The organism is Aneurinibacillus terranovensis DSM 18919, from assembly GCF_000430625.1.
GTDB classification, from domain to species: Bacteria; Bacillota; Bacilli; order Aneurinibacillales; family Aneurinibacillaceae; genus Aneurinibacillus_B; species Aneurinibacillus_B terranovensis.
Genome location: NZ_AUMJ01000018.1, coordinates 18,734 through 38,730, shown reverse-complemented (window position 1 = coordinate 38,730; position 19,997 = coordinate 18,734). Strand labels below are relative to the sequence as shown.

At 47.9% G+C, this 19,997-nt stretch carries 20 protein-coding genes; 17 read left to right on the top strand and 3 right to left on the bottom strand.

Annotation, left to right across the window (positions count from 1 at the left end; translation table 11 throughout):
• Positions 1 to 21: 21 nt before the first annotated feature.
• The 6 genes from nuoL to murA all read left to right on the top strand — a co-directional run bounded on the left by nuoL (position 22) and on the right by murA (position 7,689).
• Entirely contained in the window at positions 22 to 1,911 is a 1,890-nt protein-coding gene (nuoL, locus tag H525_RS0104450) for an NADH-quinone oxidoreductase subunit L (protein WP_027415200.1), read from the top strand.
• Positions 1,911 to 3,434: a complex I subunit 4 family protein gene (locus tag H525_RS0104445; protein WP_027415199.1), complete on the top strand. Its 1,524-nt coding sequence runs from the start codon at positions 1,911 to 1,913 to the stop codon at positions 3,432 to 3,434. The genes nuoL and H525_RS0104445 overlap by 1 nt, the downstream gene beginning before the upstream one ends.
• Before the next feature lie 5 nt (positions 3,435 to 3,439).
• On the top strand, positions 3,440 to 4,978 hold the full coding sequence (gene nuoN, locus H525_RS0104440; RefSeq protein ID WP_051330804.1) for an NADH-quinone oxidoreductase subunit NuoN: 1,539 nt from the start codon (positions 3,440 to 3,442) through the stop codon (positions 4,976 to 4,978).
• A 149-nt stretch (positions 4,979 to 5,127) separates the two neighbouring features.
• The gene (locus H525_RS0104435) at positions 5,128 to 5,349 is read left to right on the top strand and encodes a DUF1146 family protein (protein ID WP_027415197.1); all 222 of its coding nucleotides are present in this window, start codon (positions 5,128 to 5,130) and stop codon (positions 5,347 to 5,349) included.
• A 187-nt stretch (positions 5,350 to 5,536) separates the two neighbouring features.
• A complete protein-coding gene (locus H525_RS25350) occupies positions 5,537 to 6,310 on the top strand; it encodes a YwmB family TATA-box binding protein (RefSeq protein ID WP_051330803.1) in 774 nt (257 codons plus the stop codon).
• 35 nt (positions 6,311 to 6,345) lie between these two features.
• Positions 6,346 to 7,689: a UDP-N-acetylglucosamine 1-carboxyvinyltransferase gene (murA, locus tag H525_RS0104425; RefSeq protein WP_027415196.1), complete on the top strand. Its 1,344-nt coding sequence runs from the start codon at positions 6,346 to 6,348 to the stop codon at positions 7,687 to 7,689.
• A 180-nt stretch (positions 7,690 to 7,869) separates the two neighbouring features.
• On the opposite strand, the gene H525_RS26980 is transcribed toward murA, so the two are convergent.
• From H525_RS26980 to mntA, 3 genes are read right to left on the bottom strand one after another with little or no spacing between them, the layout of a single operon-like run.
• Positions 7,870 to 8,109 carry a hypothetical protein gene (locus H525_RS26980; RefSeq protein WP_155837134.1) on the bottom strand — a complete coding sequence of 80 codons (240 nt, stop codon included), beginning with the start codon at positions 8,107 to 8,109 and terminating at the stop codon, positions 7,870 to 7,872.
• 34 nt (positions 8,110 to 8,143) lie between these two features.
• Positions 8,144 to 8,542 (bottom strand): HI0074 family nucleotidyltransferase substrate-binding subunit, encoded by a 399-nt coding sequence (locus H525_RS0104420; RefSeq protein WP_027415195.1) that lies wholly within the window; start codon positions 8,540 to 8,542, stop codon positions 8,144 to 8,146.
• Positions 8,529 to 8,825 carry a type VII toxin-antitoxin system MntA family adenylyltransferase antitoxin gene (gene mntA / locus H525_RS0104415; RefSeq protein ID WP_081413222.1) on the bottom strand — a complete coding sequence of 99 codons (297 nt, stop codon included), beginning with the start codon at positions 8,823 to 8,825 and terminating at the stop codon, positions 8,529 to 8,531. Before mntA ends, H525_RS0104420 begins: the two co-directional genes overlap by 14 nt.
• Before the next feature lie 245 nt (positions 8,826 to 9,070).
• Between mntA and H525_RS0104410 the strand changes: the two genes are divergently transcribed.
• From H525_RS0104410 to H525_RS22810, 11 genes are all read left to right on the top strand, one after another.
• Positions 9,071 to 10,726 (top strand): YcdB/YcdC domain-containing protein, encoded by a 1,656-nt coding sequence (locus tag H525_RS0104410; RefSeq protein ID WP_027415193.1) that lies wholly within the window; start codon positions 9,071 to 9,073, stop codon positions 10,724 to 10,726.
• A 277-nt stretch (positions 10,727 to 11,003) separates the two neighbouring features.
• Positions 11,004 to 12,059, top strand: coding sequence for a stage II sporulation protein D (spoIID, locus tag H525_RS0104405; protein ID WP_027415192.1), 1,056 nt, complete (start codon positions 11,004 to 11,006; stop codon positions 12,057 to 12,059).
• A gap of 65 nt (positions 12,060 to 12,124) precedes the next feature.
• Entirely contained in the window at positions 12,125 to 12,853 is a 729-nt protein-coding gene (locus tag H525_RS0104400; protein WP_027415191.1) for a M23 family metallopeptidase, read from the top strand.
• 131 nt (positions 12,854 to 12,984) lie between these two features.
• Positions 12,985 to 13,272, top strand: a complete 288-nt coding sequence (gene spoIIID / locus H525_RS0104395) for a sporulation transcriptional regulator SpoIIID (protein ID WP_027415190.1) — start codon at positions 12,985 to 12,987, stop codon at positions 13,270 to 13,272.
• A 77-nt stretch (positions 13,273 to 13,349) separates the two neighbouring features.
• Positions 13,350 to 14,366 (top strand): rod shape-determining protein, encoded by a 1,017-nt coding sequence (gene mreB / locus H525_RS0104390; RefSeq protein ID WP_027415189.1) that lies wholly within the window; start codon positions 13,350 to 13,352, stop codon positions 14,364 to 14,366.
• A 197-nt stretch (positions 14,367 to 14,563) separates the two neighbouring features.
• Positions 14,564 to 15,526, top strand: coding sequence for a flagellar hook-basal body protein (locus tag H525_RS0104385; RefSeq protein ID WP_425387651.1), 963 nt, complete (start codon positions 14,564 to 14,566; stop codon positions 15,524 to 15,526).
• A gap of 16 nt (positions 15,527 to 15,542) precedes the next feature.
• Positions 15,543 to 16,379 (top strand): flagellar hook-basal body protein, encoded by an 837-nt coding sequence (locus H525_RS0104380; RefSeq protein ID WP_027415187.1) that lies wholly within the window; start codon positions 15,543 to 15,545, stop codon positions 16,377 to 16,379.
• A gap of 1 nt (position 16,380) precedes the next feature.
• Positions 16,381 to 16,641 (top strand): DNA-directed RNA polymerase subunit beta, encoded by a 261-nt coding sequence (locus H525_RS22815; protein WP_051330802.1) that lies wholly within the window; start codon positions 16,381 to 16,383, stop codon positions 16,639 to 16,641.
• Between the two features lie 270 nt (positions 16,642 to 16,911).
• Complete coding sequence (locus H525_RS0104370) at positions 16,912 to 17,394, top strand: Lrp/AsnC family transcriptional regulator (RefSeq protein ID WP_035099958.1); 483 nt, start codon at positions 16,912 to 16,914, stop codon at positions 17,392 to 17,394.
• A complete protein-coding gene (locus H525_RS0104365; RefSeq protein WP_027415185.1) occupies positions 17,391 to 18,590 on the top strand; it encodes an aminotransferase in 1,200 nt (399 codons plus the stop codon). The genes H525_RS0104370 and H525_RS0104365 overlap by 4 nt, the downstream gene beginning before the upstream one ends.
• Before the next feature lie 311 nt (positions 18,591 to 18,901).
• On the top strand, positions 18,902 to 19,945 hold the full coding sequence (locus H525_RS22810; protein WP_035099956.1) for an Rpn family recombination-promoting nuclease/putative transposase: 1,044 nt from the start codon (positions 18,902 to 18,904) through the stop codon (positions 19,943 to 19,945).
• Positions 19,946 to 19,997 lie beyond the last annotated feature (52 nt).

Sequence of the window (19,997 nt, the reverse complement as noted above, 5' to 3'; positions counted from 1 at the left end):
GGAAAAAGGATTGGTGACTGTATGGATATGTTAGCAAATGCCTGGCTCATACCGCTCTTTCCGCTTGTAGCTTTCGTGCTGCTCGTATGCTTTGGACGCCAGATGAAGGAAGCTTCGGCCTATATAGGAATACTGGCTACGCTCGTCTCCTTTATTGTTGCTGTTCTTGTTTTTATGAAGCGGTTTGCCGAAGGAGCCCAGGATTATATCAATATTAACTTCAACTGGGTGACGTACGCCGGTCATAAAATTACGATGGGCTTTGAAGTCACACAGTTGAATGCGATGATGCTGGTTATCGTTACTCTTGTCAGCATGCTGGTAAACATTTATTCGAAGGGATATATGCACGGGGATGAACGTTTTTCGGTATTTTATCAATACCTTGCCCTATTTACCTTCTCCATGCTTGGCGTGGTTCTTTCACCGAATATCCTGCAGCTCTATATTTTCTGGGAGCTTGTGGGCGTCTGCTCGTTCCTCCTTGTCGGTTTTTATTATTTCAAACCGGAAGCAAGAGCTGCAGCGAAGAAAGCTTTTATCGTAACCCGTATCGGGGACGTGGGACTGTTTATCGGGATTTGCCTTATTTTCTGGTGGGTTGGCAGCTTCGATTACAGTGATATTTTCAATAAAATTCATGCCGGTGGACTTGAGCCGTGGAAGATTACCCTCATAGGGATTCTTATTTTTATCGGTGCGGTCGGAAAATCCGGCCAGTTTCCGCTGCATACGTGGCTGCCTGATGCGATGGAAGGTCCAACACCTGTCAGTGCCTTGATTCACGCCGCTACGATGGTTGCGGCCGGGGTATATTTAGTCGCACGCATGTACGATGTGTATCTGGCTTCCTCGACAGCGGCCAATGTCGTTGCTTATATCGGTGGTTTTACCGCAATTTTCGCCGCTTCGATCGGCTTAACACAGCGGGATATTAAACGGGTGCTCGCTTATTCTACCGTCAGCCAGCTTGGCTACATGATGTTGGCGCTTGGTGCCGCCAGTGCGGCCGGGTACGTAGCGGGAACTTTCCACCTGATGACTCATGCCTTTTTCAAAGCGCTTCTCTTCCTTGCGGCAGGCAGCGTGATTCATGCGGTGCATACGCAGGATATTTTTGAAATGGGCGGGCTTTGGAAAAAGATGCGCACCACAGGGATCGTTTTCCTGATCGGCTGTCTTGCGATATCCGGGATTTTTCCGTTTGCGGGATTCTGGTCAAAAGAAGAAATCCTCGGTGCTACGTATGCTTCCGGACGGTATGATTTGTTTGCTGCCGCGGTGGTAGCCGCGTTCTTTACCGCGTTCTACATGTTCCGCTTATTCTTCCTGACTTTTACCGGTGAGGATAAATCAGGCGGCCATGCACATGAATCGCCAAGTGTGATGACCGTGCCGATGATGATTCTTGCGGTTCTTGCCTGTATCGCCGGCTTTATTAATACCCCGTGGAAGCCCGCACTCGGCGAATGGTTAACGTATAATTTTGCCGCGTTGCACGCGAATGGGCAAGCGGAACAAAGTAGTCCGGTATGGATTACCGCGCTGGCGCTCATTGTTTCGTTAAGCGGAATTTACTTTGCCTGGGTGAAGTACGGAAAACGGGGAACTGCCGTCAGCACAGGCGAGGGTGGGCTGTTTTATCGCCTGTCTTACCATAAGTATTACATTGATGAAATCTACGATGCGGTGTTCGTTCGTTCACTCAAGGCCACCGGCCGTGTTTTACAGGCGTTCGATACGTACATTATTGACGGTCTTGTGCGTTTTGTTGCGTACTTCACCCGCGGTGTCGGGGGAGCCGGAACGAGCGTCCAGAACGGCCGCATTCAAACGTATGGCGCCGTGGCTTTTATCGGCCTCGTCCTGCTGCTTGCCGGCCTGACGTATGTAGGGGGGTATTTCGGATAATGGCGAACTTTCTTTTATGGCTAACTTTTTCACCGCTGATCGGAATTCTTGTCCTCGCGTTCATTCCCAAGACTCAGGCAGGGCTGGTCAAAGCGATTGGCGTCATTACAACGCTGATTCCGCTTGTGATGGTAGTCGTTCTGTATTTTAGATTTGACCATACGGCGAGCGGCCTGCAGTTTATGCTGAAACGGGATTGGATTACCATCCCGGTAGGCAATCAAGGTCAGGGATTCCCCATTCGCTTTGAAATGGGGGTAGACGGTTTATCCATGCCGCTCGTTCTGCTGACAGCTGTCATTGCGACGATGGCATCGATCGCCGGGCTTGCCATTAACAAGCGATGGAAAGAGTTCTATGTCCTGTTCCTGATTATTGAAATCGGAATGCTTGGTGTCTTTACTTCGCTTAATCTGTTCCAGTTTTTCGTGTTCTTCGAGTTCACGATTATCCCGATGTTCTTCCTGATGGGAATATGGGGATATATTGAACGGGAAAAAGCGGCGATGAAGTTTTTGCTCTATAATGGGGTCGGTTCCGCGATTATGTTCATTGTGTTTATCGCTTTGTTCATGAACACGATGACGCTCAATATGTTTGAGATTAAGCAGGTGCTGACAGACCCGATGAACCAGTTGAACATCCCGGATGCTCCGGGCTATCTGCAGGAAACGGTCCGCTTTGGCCTGTTCCTGGCTCTGTTCATCGCTTTTGCGATTAAAATTCCGGTTGTTCCATTCCACACGTGGATGCTGAAAGCGTACCAGGAAGCAAATCCGGCAGCGATTATGATTTCCTCCGGTGTATTAATTAAAATTGGGGGGTACGCGTTAATCCGCATGAATGCGGCTTTCTTCCCCGAGTGGATGAATCAGCTGTCGACGCTTATTGCGGTTCTGGGTGTGATCAATATCCTGTATGGCGCGGTTCTTGCCTTTGTCCAGAGTGACCTGAAATTGATGCTGGCGTATTCGAGTGTGAGCCATATGGGCATTATCCTGCTTGGTCTGGCCGCGATGAACGCACAGGGCTTTCAGGGGGCCATTTTCCAAATGGTATCACACGGCCTGATTGCCGCGCTCATGTTCTATATGGTTTCCCTTATATATCAACGAACCGGTACAACAGACATTCGCGAATTAGGCGGACTGGCCAAATCCATGCCGATGATCAGCGGTGTGTTGTTAACCGCCATGATGGCTTCCGTTGGTTTACCGGGGATGTCAGGGTTTGTGAGTGAGTTCCTTTCCTTTGTAGGTTTATTTGGTTCCAAGCCTGTTATTGCGGCCGTAGGAGCACTCGGGCTTATTTTTACAGCCGTTTACCTGCTCCGTACGATTCTTGGTACAACGTTCGGCCCGATGCAGGAGCGGTACCAAGGGCTGGCCGATGTTCAAACGGCTGAAGTCATTCCGATGATTGTCCTGTTAAGTCTCGTTATCCTTATTGGCGTATATCCTGCCATACTAAGCGGACCGCTGCAGGCTACTTTACAGAATATTGTACCGAGGATAGGAGGATAAGGCTGATGAATGGTGTTAGTAAATGGGGGGCGCTGGCCCAGTTTGACTGGTCGGCTATGACTCCCGAATTTACCATACTCGGTGTGGCCACACTCCTTTCCCTGATTGACCTGTTTATGCCGAAGAAATCCGACCGCCGCATTCTTGCCTGGATCGGATTTGCAGGGTTAATTCTCGCAGGATTTTTTGTGGTGAAAAATACCGGTCATGGTGTCGTTTCGATTATGGCGGACATGTTCCGCCTTGACGGGTATGCGAATGGATTTAAGCTGATTCTGCTGGGCGGAGTCGCGTTTGTTTTTTTGATTTCCATCAATTACATTGATAAAAATAACATTATTTATTCCGGAGAGTTCTACTATTTGCTCTTAACAGCACTGCTTGGCGGAATGATTATGGCCTCGTCCGCGGATTTAATTACGCTGTTCGTCGGCCTCGAATTGCTGTCGATCTCTTCCTATATTATGGTTGGAACGAGAAAAAATCATATCCAGTCCAATGAATCGTCGTTTAAATACGTAGTGTCCGGAGGAATTGCAACCGCCATTACGCTGTACGGGATGTCATTCATCTATGGAATTACCGGTTCAACGAACCTGTATGTGATCGGGGAACGCCTGGCTCAGGAAGTCCAGAACGGCTTTTCCTTCATCATGTTCCTCGGTTTGCTGTTGATGCTTGTCGGGCTTTCCTTTAAAATTTCAGCGGTGCCATACCATATGTGGACACCGGATGTATACCAGGGAGCGCCGACACCGATTACCGCGTTTCTGTCCGTCGTTTCCAAATCGGCAGGATTTGCGATGATTCTTCGCGTTTTCCTCGTAATGCTTTACAACCTGCAGGATATCGACAAGGCAACCGGTCAGCCGATTCCACTGCTGTTGGGAAAATGGGCGACGATCGTTGCAATTGTGGCAGGTGCCTCGATGATTCTCGGGAATACGATGGCGCTGCGCCAGGTTAATGCAAAGCGGTTAATGGCCTATTCCAGTATTGCACAGGCCGGGTATTTGCTCGTTCCGTTTGCAACCTTTACGATCCTGCTGTATGAACAAACCATTTTCTACCTGTTCGCCTATTTGTGTGCGAATATGGGAATCTTCGCGGTTATGATGCTCGTAAACCGCGATCAGAATACGGAAGATGTGACATCGTTTGCCGGTTTGTACCACCGGGCGCCGTGGCTGGCTATTGCGATGACATTTTTCCTCCTTTCGCTGGCAGGTATTCCGGTGACGGCAGGATTTGTCGGGAAGTTCTACATTTTGTTGAGTGCGCTCGCCTACCATAGATACTGGTTGTCGGGTATTATGATTGCTACGAGCGTGGTCTCGTATTTCTACTACTTCGGCTTTATTCGCCAGATGTATATGCGTCCGGGCAAAACAGAAGCACCGCTTAAAGTGCCTGCAACGATTGTGATTGTCCTGATTGTCGCTTTTGTTGGAACAGTTGCCGCCGGCATCCTGCCCGGCAGCGTGATGGGATATATTCATGCCCATTTCCCGTTTGCACAAATGCTCCAAACCGCAGGACAATAGTGCAGTATATGATGTAATATAGAGAGTGTAATATATAGAAAGAGGAATGCTTGCGAAGCATTCCTCTTTTCTGCTATGAAGTTTTACCTGGCGAAAGTTGTACATTGAAAAAATTTTAGACATAGATTTAGATGAGGAAGTGAGAACCCATGGCAATGGCAGGCGCCATCAACATTGTAATGTCGTTAATTTTTATTGGTATTAGTTTTTGGGCTTTACAGGCGTTTCGTTTCGACTTATTTGTCAGCAATCCAAAGGGCGGGAGGGCCAAACTCCTGCAAATTTTACTCTCGATTATGCTCGGCCACTCCGTATCTGTATTTTTCAGCGACTACTTCGGGTGGACGCGCATGCTGCAGCAGTTTTTTTAGCCCTCTCCACTACACGTGGAAGAGGAGCACGGACACTTAATACTTCCCTGCAAGGGAAAACCCGCAAAAATACAACGGATTCGATGCATTCTGTCCTCGAACCTTTTCGGTCGGCGCATTTCGGAGGTATAGTCCCCTCTCTTTTCGTACAAACTTGTAGTAAAAGAGACGTGGGAGAGGGTACGAAATGAATAAAAAAAGCGCCTGGGGAAAAGGAATTCTTTTTATTTTTGTGATTTTTTATCTTGGTGTATACACGGTGTTTGCGCAGGGAAAGGACTCGTATCAGGAGCAGGTGAACCAGTCGTTTGCGGAGCTTCATGACATGGTTACGGCTGCACGCAAATCCGGAGCTGTGATATCGACCATTCAATCGCGTGTGAAGCTTGAGAAGCAATTTCAATCCGAACGTGAATATGGTAGCTGGAAGCAGCAGTTGATGAGCCGCTTTAGCATTGCGCGCTTTGAACCGGTGGCCACGGCACCTGACGTTTTTCATGCGGTCGGTGAATATAAAGGAATCAATGTGTCTTTTTACCTTGACACAAACCCAATTGAGGAAACGAAAGGTAAAAAAATCGGTTTGTCCGTAGATGTAACGGGTAAAGATGATCAGGTTGCGGCCATACAGCAAGTGACCAAAGTATTGAAACAAAATGAAATAAATGGTTCACATGTACTCCAAATAAATACTTGTGTAAGAGGATTTTATAGTGGTAAACTGAAAAATGACTTGCAGAAAGCGAAAAGTAAGGAAATCGTTTCCTACTTTAATGGTAATATTGTGGAAGCGTTGGAAGACAATACGGTTTTAAGTTATTCAGCCTATTCGCCCCAAATTAAAACACAAATCTATACGAATCATAACAAAATGAATTTGCAAGTTGCCACACATTACGATGAACTTGATCAAAAAACATTAGTAACCATCGGAATACCGATCATTACAATGGAATACTAGCAGGATAAAAAGCAGTACGTGGGGGGAAATGTGACGTGGATAAGATTATCATCCGCGGTGGACAGCGTCTATCGGGTAACGTTCGGGTACATGGTGCAAAAAACGCCGTTTTACCTATCATTGCAGCATCAATTCTGGCAGAAAAAGGTGTAAGTACGATTCATGAAGTACCTGGGTTGGACGATGTTTATACCATCAGTGAAGTTATTAGAGCATTGAATGTAAACGTTCATTACAATAAAGAATCTGAAGTTCTAACCGTCGATGCACGGGAACTATCGTCAACCGAGGCACCTTATGAATGGGTACGGAAGATGCGGGCATCTTTTCTGGTTATGGGGCCGCTTCTGGCACGCAAAGGGAAGGCGAGAATTCCGCTGCCGGGGGGATGTGCCATTGGTTCGCGCGGCATTGACCAGCACCTGAAAGGCTTTCAGGCGATGGGTGCAAAAGTTGAAATCGGCCAGGGCTATATTGACGCAAGTGTGGACGGGCAGCTGAAAGGAACGAAAATTTATCTCGATATTCCTAGTGTTGGTGCTACTGAGAACATCATCATGGCTGCTTCAATGGCGGAAGGAACCACAACAATTGAAAATGCGGCTATGGAGCCTGAAATTGTGGATCTCGCCAATTACTTGAACGCGATGGGCGCACGCATCCGCGGGGCCGGTACGGACACCATTCGAATCGAAGGCGTTGAAGTACTAACGGGTGCTACTCACTCTGTCATTCCGGACCGGGTAGAAGCCGGGACATTTATGGTGGCAGCCGCCATTACCCGCGGGGATGTCATCATTGAGAATGCAATAACGGATCATTTAAAACCGGTGATTGCGAAACTGCGTGAAATGGGTGTTACGATTACAGAGGTTGAGAATGGTGTTCGTGTACATACAGAAAAGGAACTGAAGGTTGTTGACGTAAAAACCCTGCCGCATCCAGGATTCCCGACAGACATGCAGGCACAGTTTATGGCCATTATGCTCTCTGTACCGGGAACCAGCCTGATTACGGAGACGGTTTTTGAAAATCGCTTTATGCACGTAGACGAGTTTAAACGCATGGGTGCGAAGATTAAGATTGACGGGCGTACAGCCATTGTGGAAGGCGGAGCGTATCTCTCCGGGGCAAAAGTAAAAGCGACAGACCTCCGTGCAGGCGCGGCGCTTATCCTCGCCGGACTTATCTGTGAGGGTGAAACGGAAGTAACCGAACTCCACCACCTTGACCGCGGGTATGTCGATATTGTGTCAAAGCTAAAGGGGATTGGAGCCGACATCGAACGCATCACAACTCCGGTTGTACAACTGGTAACGGAAGAAGTAAAAGAAGAAGTACCGGCTATCAGCATTCGCACATCGGCATCATTAGCTTAATGGTATTATTAATCATTTATATGAAAGAGGCCTGCCGTTTATACAACGCGCAGGCCTCTTTTTTGGCGTATAGGAAAGTATAACTTTCCTATACGCCAAAGTGCAACTAAGGCTACCGCCTGCTCCTTTGGCTTGGCGCTAGCCAAGTTTTCTTTACCGTTAAAGAAAGTATATGTTGCTTTACAGTGTTAAAGCAACATATACTTTCTTCCATTGGTCACCTGAGAAAAACTCGCGGGGGTGTGCCGAACGTTTCTTTTTCGATGTGGAGCGTGTGGCCGGAAGGTCGATCAGACCGACAATTGTCTCCATCCTTGAGATACCCGGATGTTTTGTCGGTCCGACCTTCCGGTCACTAAGCGGCCGTTTCGCTTCCCTGCAGAAAAAGGACGAGCGGCAACGCCCGCGAGTTTTTCTCAAAGCATTGTTGGATTTGATCCCAGGTAATAATAACCTACTCTATTATATAGTTTCTTTTTAGTAATTCATAAGTATTCACCATATGAGGATAGTATTGTTTGATATTGTCGTAAATTCTTCTGGCGGCCTCTTCATCGTATACATGCGAAGTTTCATTGTGGTCACGCAGCATTTGAAGCCAGATGTTTTCATCATGCAACCATCCAGCCTGATAAGCCTGTTTTAACGATTCCCGCGGGGTATTGGTATGGATCCCTTCCTCTTCAAGCAACCGTTTTAGGGATTTCCAAAATAGTTCAATCACAAATTCAAATCGCTGAATTGTCCCATCGATCATTAACGAGTTTTCTTCCTTCTCTTTTAGAGCCTCACCTAACCTTGTTAGAGACCTTTCCAAGTTCAGCAGACTTTGTATTGCCTTACGTTCGCTCATACAACACAACCCCCTCTTCCTGAATTTTATTCTGTAGGGGCATCGACGCTTCCTCTAAACGAACCACATCCAGTTTCAATAAGGTATCTATTTCTTCCAGGGCAAAGGCGAGTTCGATCCATTGCTTTTGGTTGGCATTCGGACAAACTATAGCGAGATCGACATCAGAACGATCATTTGCATCCCCGCATGCACGCGAACCAAAAAGAATCACTTTTTCAACATCTGCTACGCCTGAAACAATCCGGACAATTTGTTCGTGCAATCCTTTTGGCAGCAGCATATTGCATTCCTCCTCTATTCCAAACTATCCCTTTTATTTTACTATAACGTGAAAGGCGTGAACGTAACGATCTCACGGCATTCCATTTTTGTTAACCAATATGGTACCACAGCTGTAGATCTATACGCATCGCACATAAATAGACAGCTTAAGCTCAACATTTTTGAAACATTTTGACCTGCTGTTTCGTCTATTATTTAATGAGCTAAAAAAGAGTCGGTCAGTTACTAAGGGGGGAGATATATATGAAACAGACAAGAAAGCTTATGATTGCTCTTCTTGCGGGAAGCCTTCTTTCCACCATTTCCACCACATCCATTTTTGCATCAGAACCAACTGCAGCTGCAACGGCCGTTAAAACCGCTGCGGACGCTTTAGCGGAACAGCCGCTGCCTCAAGTGGTTCAGGAATCACTGGATAAGCTGTACAGTCTGGTGCCGGAGTTAAAAGATTTTACAATTATGAACAAACACAGTGAAAACGGTTTATGGGTTATCTTCCTAAGTAAAAATCCTAATCCCGATAAAACAGCCGAGGGAGAAATCGCCAGTGCGATTGTGATGATTAATGGCAATACAGGTGCCTTATTTAATTTTAATATCCACGACCCGTTATGGGCGTCCGATAAAAACCCGGCACCTTTTGCCGCAAAGGAAAAGGCTGAGGTTTTCTTAACGAGTGTAATTGGCGAAGATCAGGTAAAGAACTATAAGATGTCGGATTTCGTTGAGTCAGGTGGGATGACGTCGGTAGATAAAAACGGAAACCGGGCATCTTATAGTGAAGCAGTTGTTTCTTTTCTCCGCATGGTGAAAGGAATTGCACTCACCAACAGCGGATACCGCATTGGTGTAAATGAAGCGGGCCACGTGGTGAGTTTTTACAATCTGAATCGTGAGCAGATAGATGAAAGTAAATTTCCGGATGCAGCGAAGCTCATAACACAGGAAGAGGCGGAAAAAGCGTATGTCGCATCCGTTAATTTGAAGCTCGTTTATGATGAAGCGCAGCCCACAGCCTATACATGGAACGGGCCCGTAGGGATTCATCCGGTGCTTAAGTATATGCCTTTAGGTCTTCAGCCTATTGACGCGCGAACAGGTCAGCCAGTACAGGCTGGAATGGATTTTAACGAGCGAACCAAAACGGTAAACGTTTCTCCCCTTGGAAAAGTACTTGTGGCCAAATCAGCCAAAGAAGCGGCTGAGTTACTTATGAATGAATTTGGCGTTGATGTAACCGGCTATAAGCTTGAGGAAGAAAAGCATGGAATGAAGGAACGAGAAGCAACAATGTACCAGTGGAGAAAGGATGACCGCGGAAACGCGGGGTATTCGGTTCAAACGACGAGTGAAGGAAGAGTCATGCAGATAGGTTCCATTTTCGGGGAAGAAGCGGAAAGTATAAAAGAGACCGTTACAAAAGATGAAGCGCAAAATATCGCACTGGAAGCGGCGGAAAAATATCTGCCGACGGATGTGAAGCAAGTGCAAATGAGCTGCTTCGAACAGGGAGCGATCCCCGGCTGGGTGGATAAAAATAAGCTACCTACGATGCCGCATTTTCTGTTTGTTACATTTACCGAGCTGAATAACGGCATACCCGTTTCCAGCCGTGCCACCAGCGTAGAGGTTGACCTTACCACAGGAAAAGTCCGCAACATTTTCCTCCGTGGAGGAGACGTCAAAGCCTCCCTGCCTGACAGCAGAAACATCGTAACAAAAGAGCAGGCCGCTGCCGCCTATCTTAACAAATACCCGCTAACCCTACAGTACATGTGGCCCGAATTCATGGGCCAGAAAGCCCCTGCCCCGGTTCTTGTCTACGCCCCGGCAACCCGGTATAACGGCGAATACATCGACGCCCTCACAGGCCAGGTCATCGAAGTCGGACATGAGTAGTAGTGCGATAAGTAATGCGATCAGTAACAAAAATCGACTATTTCACAAACTTCGGCGCCATTCCAATAAAGGAATGGTGTCTTTTTTCTACATCAAAAAAATGTGTTTAAGATTCCTGTGCCGGGCGGAAAAGGGAACAGTTATATTTCCTTGAAAAGAAAGAGAACGAAAAACTAAAAATGATCCATCCTCCTCTCACAATTCCCCGCATATCTCGTCCCCCTGCCTCATACTCTTACTAATGAGTTGTCCATCAGCAGCGAGAAAGGGGAACGATATGAAACGGCAAAAACAAACGAAGTATTATATCTTGTACGGTCTATTCGCCAGCGTAATCATTCTGCTTGTCGTCCCGTCAGCGCTTGTTTTTCTATCGGGTTCCGGCGCCAGTCCTCTCAACTCCAATCAAGCGGTCCCTGTTTCCGGAGTGTCCCGCACACCGCAGGTAAAACAGGAAGAGCCGAATCCGTATATTGTCCGCGTTTTCCGCGTAGAAACGGGGAAAGTAGAGGACGTACCGATTGAAAAATATATCGAGGGCGTGGTCGCAGCCGAGGAGCCTGCCGAATTCGAACTCGAAGCCCTGAAAGCACAGGCGTTGGCCGCGCGAACATACATCGTCCGCCGCATACTCGGCAATAACTTTAATGATGTTCCGAAAGGAGCGTATGTCACCGACACCGTCAAGCATCAGGTATATTATGACGACAGTCAGCTTCGCAATAACTGGGGCCGCGATTACAGCTGGAAACAGCAGCGGGTTCATCAGGCGGTGGTCGAAACGACAAATCAAATCCTTACTTACGGGAACAAACCGATCAATGCTACATTTTTTTCCACGAGCAACGGATATACAGAGAGTGCGGAAGATTACTGGGGGCAGAAAATTCCGTACCTGCAAAGCGTCGCCGTTCCATGGGATAAAGACGCACCCCATTACGAGGATACAGTTAGCCTGCCTCTATATGAATTTGAAAGAAAGCTTAGAATTAACATGGCGCAGGCTGCGATGACAGGCGGTTCATCCTGGCAGCATGTGCTTTCTTACACGCCGGGCAAGCGGGTCGGTAAAATACGCATCGGAGACAAAGAATACACCGGCCGGGAAATTCGTGAGAAGCTTGGCCTGTACTCTACGCAGTTCTCCTTTTCGATTGAAAAAAACAACGTTATCATCCATACGAAAGGCTATGGCCACGGTGTCGGCATGAGCCAGTGGGGGGCCAATGGGATGGCCAAACAGGGAAAAGCCGCCGATGACATCGTCCGTTATTTTTACAGGGGAGTATCAGTCGAGTCCGACATGAAATGGCTGAAAGCAAAAAATTCATAATCTTATCGATCACCATGTTTATAACCTCATTATCCTGTCAACAATGGGATTTGAGGTGATAATTAATGAGTGAAGAACAAAAACAATCCAGCCCGGTTCAAAAAGTCAAAGTGGGCGGCTGGAAGCGTATTTTAGGTAAACGTTGGACATTTCCTGCTCTCTACATGGGAATCGCAGCAATCATTCTAGCATCAATTATGTGGTATCAGGGCAGCAAGCAGTATTCGATCAACAGAATGGATGCAGGGATTCCCGCCAAGCAGGGAACAAAGGACCAAACCGCTCAATTGACAGAACCGCAGCAGGCTGTACCGGTAGCACAAACAGATAAACCGTTTATCTGGCCGGTGAAGGAAGCGGCACAGACGCAGACCGTTATGAATTATTTTGATGCATCGGCTGACAAGAAAGAACAGGAAGCGGCCCTCGTTCAGTATGATCATTCATACTGGCCGAACACCGGGCTTGACATTGCGGCAAAGGATAAAAAAGCATTCGATGTCATTGCCTCTGCTGACGGTAAAGTAACGAAGGCAGAACGCGACCCGATGCTGGGATTTGAAGTCGAAGTGGAGCATCCGGGCGGCCTGAAAACCGTATACGCCAGCCTGGACGATGCGAAAGTAGCTGTCGGTGACCAGGTAACAAAAGGCGAAGTTCTCGGAACAGCCGGACGCAACGTCTTTGAAAAAGACCTTGGCATTCACCTGCACTTTGAAGTCCGCAAAAACGGGGAAGCTGTCCAACCCGATAAATATCTCGCATCCACCGATACCACTCCCGCTGCAAAGTAAAAACCGATGATTCCGTAAGAAAATTGAAGAAAAAAGGCTGATGGCATGTACCAATCAGCCTTTTTTCGCATATATGGACTCCCCTCTCAATATAATGTATCAGACTAATGAGCATTAGGGAGGCGAGGGGAGTGCACGATTACATCAAAGAGCGAACCATGAAGATAGGCCGCTATATTGTAGAAACACGCAACACGGTTCGTAAGATTGCCAAAGAATTTGGCGTGTCGAAAAGTACGGTGCACAAGGATCTGACAGAACGATTGCCTGAAATCAACCCGGAATTAGCCAATGAAGTCAAAGAGATTCTTGAATACCATAAGTCAGTCCGACACTTGCGCGGAGGGGAGGCCACGAAAATCAAATACAAACACAAGACAGTCCCGAATGTGAAGGGGAACGTAGAAGAGTTCGTATAGGAAAAAATCTCCTTGTTACATGACTAAATGCATAGTACAATATTTTGATGAATCACTTGTTGCAGGGAGGACCTTTCATGTTAGGCAAAGACATCGGAATTGACTTAGGAACGGCCAACGTACTGATTTTTGTCAGGGGACGGGGCGTCGTACTGGATGAACCATCGGTTGTTGCCATCGACAGCTATACGAAAAAAGTCTTAGCAGTAGGGGAAGAGGCGCGCCGCATGGTGGGTCGTACGCCCGGGAATATTGTCGCCATCCGTCCGCTTCGCGATGGGGTTATCGCAGATTTCGACATAACGGAATCGATGCTCAATTATTTTGTAAAAAAAATTGGTGTGAAAGGGTTCATGGCTCGGCCGCGTATCTTGATCTGTACACCTACGGGAATCACCTCAGTAGAGCAGAAAGCTATCAGAGAAGCAGCCCTCCGATGCGGTGCCAAAGAAGTGTTCCTTGAAGAAGAGCCGAAAGTGGCTGCCGTGGGTGCCGGGATGGATATCTTCCAGCCTTATGGCAACATGGTAGTAGATATGGGCGGTGGAACGACAGATGTAGCCGTGCTTTCCATGGGAGACATCGTCACCGCCTCTTCTATTAAAATGGCCGGGGACAAGTGTGACGCCGCGATTATGAAGTATATTAAAGAAAAGTACAAGCTTCTCATTGGCGAACGTACTGCGGAAGACATTAAAATCCAGATTGGAACGGTCTTCCCCGGATCCCGTAACGACGAGATCGATATCCGCGGCCGGGACATGGTCTCAGGGCTGCCGCAGACCATTACGATTACATCCGATGAAGTCCAGGAAGCGCTCGAAGAAGTCGCTCAGGCGATTGTGCTTGCGTCGAAAAGCGTTCTGGAACGCACACCGCCGGAACTTTCCGCGGACATCATTGACCGTGGAGTGATGTTGACAGGCGGAGGCGCGCTTTTGCACGGGTTGGACCGACTGCTCGCGGAGGAATTAAAGGTGCCTGTGATGGTTGCAGACAGCCCGATGGCCTGCGTAGCGATGGGCACAGGTATCATGCTCGAGAATCTGGACAAGTCTCCCCAGAACCGAAGCAAAAAGAAAATTTTCTCCTAGGCCGGTTTCCTCACTCTTTTTTTCGGTACATCTGGTATACTATAGGCAGCGAAAATTCAAACAACACCAAAATTCCGATATCTTTGCGTAAGTCATGAAATAACATAGAAGACAGAAGATAGAAGAGTTATAGAAGAGCTAATGGAAGTTGGACAAGGTGGAGGAAAGTAAGAAAAAGATGGAAGAAAGCAGGGTGGATGGGTATGCTGCGCGGAATCGATGCGGCGGCTTCCGGCATGATCGCCAACCAGGCGCGCCAGGAAGCCATTACGAATAATCTGGCCAATGTGAATACGCCAGGGTACAAAGCGGATGACTCCGTATACCGGAGCTTTCCGGAACTTTTGCTCGAAAGAATACACGATACTTCTAACGTTGCCGGAATGCCTGCTTTTCCCGGCGGGAGGAGCCCGATAGGCCAGCTCTCTTATGGCGTATATAACCAGGAACTCGTCCCCAACTTTGTCCAGGGATCGCTTGTAGAAACGGGAAAACCGCTCGACATTGCCTTATCTGATGAGAATCTTGCACCCGTCTATGTTCAGCAGAACGGCACACCGATCCCACCGGGACAGGTACGCAACGGTGTTCCACCACAGGGGGCAAGACAGGTACAGCCCAAAATATTTTTCGCGGTGCAGACAGTGGATGAGAAAGGACAACCCCAGGTTTCCTACACGCGCAACGGCAATTGGACGATGGACGCGAACGGAATGTTAGCGACGCCCGAAGGCCATCCTGTGTTGGGAGCGAACGGACAGACTGTGAATCTGCGCGCGCTGCTTGGCGGTCTGCCGCTTGACAGTAAAAACCTGCAGGTGACCGGGACAGGCCAGCTTATCGTACCGGGAAGCACAGCTCCGCCCGTGCAGCTTCGCTTGGTCAAAATCAACAACCCGGACATGCAGCTTGTGAAGCAGGCGGATACGACCTTCCGCTACACAGGACCTGCGGGACAGGGCCAGCCGCCTGCCTATAACCCGGCAGTCGACGGGGAAATTTCCATTAAACAGGGATTCATCGAACGTTCGAATGTGGATGCCGGTCGTTCGATGATTGATATGCTGAACGTGATGCGCAGCTATGAGGCAAATCAGAAGGTGCTTTCCGCTTACGATACAACGCTGCAGAAATTAAATGAAGTAGGCCGAATCGGATAAGGGGTGGGCAAAGAAGATGAACACACCAATGATTAATGCTGCATCCGGTATGCGGGCTCTGCAGATAAAAATGGACACACTTGCCAATAATATTGCCAATGTAAATACGACAGGCTTTAAAAGTCATGAAACAAACTTCACCACGCTATTGACACGGGAAATCGACAACCAGCCTTACCCACAGTATGAGCAGGGGAGATTGACCCCAAACCATATCCGCCCCGGCGTGGGCGTAAAGGAAACCGCTCAGCAAATTGACTTTACGCAGGGGACCATCAAGCAGACGGATGTTCCGACCGACCTGTATTTAGAGGGCGATGCGTTTTTCGCCATCCGGCAACAAGGAATCCCTGGTCGACAGGCGGGTGCTACGGGTCCCGTCCTTACACGGGACGGTTCCTTTAAGCTTCGTCCGCTGGCGGGGAACCCCGCGCGGGTTGAACTGGTGACGGCTCAGGGGGATGCGGTCATGGGAGTTAATGGGCAGCCGATTGTGCTTCCGGCAGCAGCCACCGATCTGAAAGTAAGTGACAAAGGGCAGTTCAGCTACCGGATTGGCGCAGGTGCTCGCGTGCCGGGCCCGGCACTTGCCCTGTATTCCGTGCAGAACCCGTATAGGCTTCAGAGTCTGGGGGATAATCTTTATACGGTTCCGCAGGCAGCGGATGCGAGTACCACGATTCCTGCTGACGTTCGTGTTCGTCAGGGCGGTCTGGAAATGTCAAATGTCGATCTGCGCAAAGAGATGACGACGCTTATCGAGACGCAGCGTGCGCTGCAATTCAATGCCCGCGCCCTTTCCTATTCCGACCAGATGGCTGGTGTAACGAATCAAATTTATAAGGGTGGATAGAATGGCAGACCAGCGTAAAACAGCCAGAGACACAACCGTCTCAGCTGCAGCCCGGCCGGGCGGGCAGAAAACGGTGAAAAAGAAAAAGCATACGCGCGAGCCTGTGCCGCTCCCGTTAAAGATGGTGCTCTTTCCTTTTCTGCTGATTGTTTCCTTGCTATTTGGCTTGATTATCGGCTATAGTGTGGTTGGGAAAGGACCCGTTCTTGAAGTATTTGATTTACACACGTATACACACATGTACGATTTGATATTTGGCTAACCACCAATGAACAAGGCTGTCGCCGCTGCTTTCAGCTTGGCGGCAGTTATATTTTTTTAGCGTATAGGAAAGTAGAAATTCCTTACACGCAGAAGTCCGACTAAGGCTATCACCTGCGCCTTTGGCTTTGACGCTAGCCAAGTTTTCTTTAGCGTATAGGATACTAGCTTTCTTATCAATATAAAAGTCTAAATACTTAATCAATTCGGGAGAAAAAACAGAAGCAAGTTAGAAGGTAGAAAGGTAGGGATTGATGTGGAGAAACAGAAAATGAAAGAACTCCTCCATCTGTTAGAGGAGAACAGCCGCCGTTCAACAGAAACGATGGCAACGATGCTGGATGTGGGTGTGGAAGAAGTGGAACAGGCGATCAGCCGGATGGAAAAAGACAAAATCATCATCAAGTATCCGGCGATCGTTAACTGGGAGAAAGCCGGTGACAATGACCTCGTAACCGCGATGATTGATGTAAAAGTCACACCGAAGCGTGATGTCGGTTTCGATGACGTTGCCGAGCGTATTTATCGCTTTCCGGAAGTGCAGTCCGTGTACCTGATGTCGGGCGCGTACGATCTGTCCGTAGTCATAGAAGGAAAAACGATGCGCCAGGTTGCCCAGTTTGTGTCCGAAAAGCTGTCCGCCCTCGACTCCGTCATTTCCACGACTACGCATTTTATTTTAAAAAAATACAAGCACGATGGCGTGATTTTAGAACAGCCGGAAGATGACAAAAGGATGGTTGTCGCACCATGAGCCAGTCACAGACGAAGTCGCCCGAAGCGCTTGTCGATAAAAGCCGACTTTCGCAAACCATTCAATCGATTCCACCTTCCGGCATCCGCCGCTTTTTTGATTTGGCATCCTCGATGGAAGGGGTGATCTCGCTCGGAGTGGGGGAGCCGGATTTTGTTACACCGTGGAACGTCCGTGAAGCGGCTATTGCCTCATTGGAGAAGGGATATACCTCCTATACATCCAACAGCGGGATCTATGAGCTGCGGGAGGAAATTACCCGGTATTTGTCTTCTTCGTTTCGTGTGTCGTATGACCCGGAAAAAGAGGTGCTTGTCACGGTCGGGGCGAGTGAAGGCATCGACCTTGCTTTGCGGGCGATTCTAGACCCGGGCGATGAAGTGCTCGTGGTCGAGCCGTGCTATGTATCGTATGACCCGGTCATCCGGCTGGCCGGCGGCGTGCCGGTGCCCGTCGAGACCGTGATCGGGGATGAATTTAAACTAAAGCCTGAGCAACTGGAAGAAAAAATTACCGCTCGAACGAAGGCTGTTATTTTCTGCTTTCCGAATAACCCGACAGGTTCCATCATGACAAGAGAAGAACTAGCGGCAATTGCGGATGTTGTTGGCCGGCATGACCTGCTGGTGATCTCGGATGAGATTTATGCGGAACTCACGTATGACACCCAACATGTTAGCTTCGCCGAACAGCCCGGAATGAAAGACCGGACGATTTTGCTTTCCGGCTTCTCCAAAGCATTTGCGATGACAGGCTGGCGGCTTGGATATGCAGCCGGGCCGGTCGACATCATTCAGGCGATGATGAAAATCCACCAGTACACGATGCTTTGCGCCCCGATTATGGCTCAGATAGCCGCGCTGGAGGCGCTGCGCCACGGGATGGAAGCAAAGGACCGCATGGTCGAGAGCTACCGGCAGCGCCGTAATTACGTCGTGAAGGCATTCGAACAAATCGGGCTTTCCTGCCACAAGCCGCAAGGGGCCTTTTACGCATTTCCCAGAATTACATCAACCGGGCTAACGGCCGAAGAATTCGCCGAGCAGCTCATTCTGAAGGAGAAAGTCGCCGTCGTACCGGGCAACGTATTCAGCCCGGAATGCACAGACCACATCCGCTGCTCTTATGCTACATCGATGGATAACCTCGAAATGGCGGTTGAGCGGATTGACCGGTTTTTGCGGGGGAGAGGATAAGAGAAGACGAATAAGCAGGGTAAAAAGGGAAGGAAGGATAGGTGGCTGCCAGGTCCGCTTATCCTTCCTTTTTATGGTCTGAGGAATTAAGTCATAAAAAACCTCTTGCGTCTTGGCATTACGGACATAGACAAATTATCTGAGGCTGCTGATTTGCCGAAAGAAGAGATTGAGAAGTTGCTGCATTAATTTTTTCTATACACTTCGGTTAACCAAGTGAACAATTTAAAATCGAGAAAATTTATACACATTCAGAAAATGTAAATTCCGTTCATGATATAATGGTGGATAAGAAGCGGGAGGGAATAAAAATGGAAAAAGATATATTCCTTCATACACATCAGCCGCACGACAAAGGGTACAAGTATTTATTATCCAGCAAGAAAGTATTTGTTGATTTGCTCCGCAGTTTTGTCAAACAGGGATGGGTTGAGCAAATTAACGAAACAAATGTGATAAAAGTTGATAAGTCGTATATCTTACAGGATTTTGCCGACAAAGAAGCCGATCTGGTGTATCGGGTACATGTAAAAGGGAAAGAAGTTATTTTTTACGTTCTGTTAGAGATGCAATCGAGCGTAGACTTCCAAATGCCATTTCGCTTGCTTTTGTATATGGTGGAAATTTGGCGTGATATACTAAAGAATACAGAGAAGAATGAAGCGGCCCGTAAGGATTTCCGACTTCCTGTGATTGTTCCGATTGTCTTGTATAACGGAAAGCAGGAATGGACAGCGGCGCAGACATATAAAGAGACACTAAATGCATACGAGCTTTTTTCCGACCATGTCCTTGATTTCTCATACATCTTGTTAGACGTGAACCGCTATACCGAAGAAGAACTGCTGCAAGTATCCAATGTAATTGGAACGGTGTTTCTGCTGGACCAGCATATTGATGACGAAATGCTTCGTACACGCTTGGGAAAACTGGTTTATACGCTTAAACACTTAACGCCTGAGGAATTTCAGTTGTTTCGTTCCTGGCTCATTCATATTTTTGTGGAGCGAGTACCGTACGAAATCCGGGAAGAAACAAGAATGGTTATTGAACAGGCAAAGGAAGGAGAGGTTGAAATGATGATGCACAATCTCGAACGCACACTGGATGAAATGATCGAGAAGGCCGAAGCCAGAGGAAAAGATAAAGGAAGATTGGAAGGAAGACTAGAAGGAAAATTAGAAGGAAGATTGGAAGGAAAATTAGAAGGAAGATTGGAAGGAAAATTAGAAGGAAAATTAGAAGGAAAATTAGAAGTCATAAAAAACCTGCTGCGTCTTGGCATTACGGACATAGACAAATTATCAAAGGCTGCTGATCTGCCAAAAGAAGAGATTGAGAAGTTGCTGCATTAATTTTTACGATATCGTACTGAGAAGTGCGAGTTTTTCTCATCGTTAAGGAAAG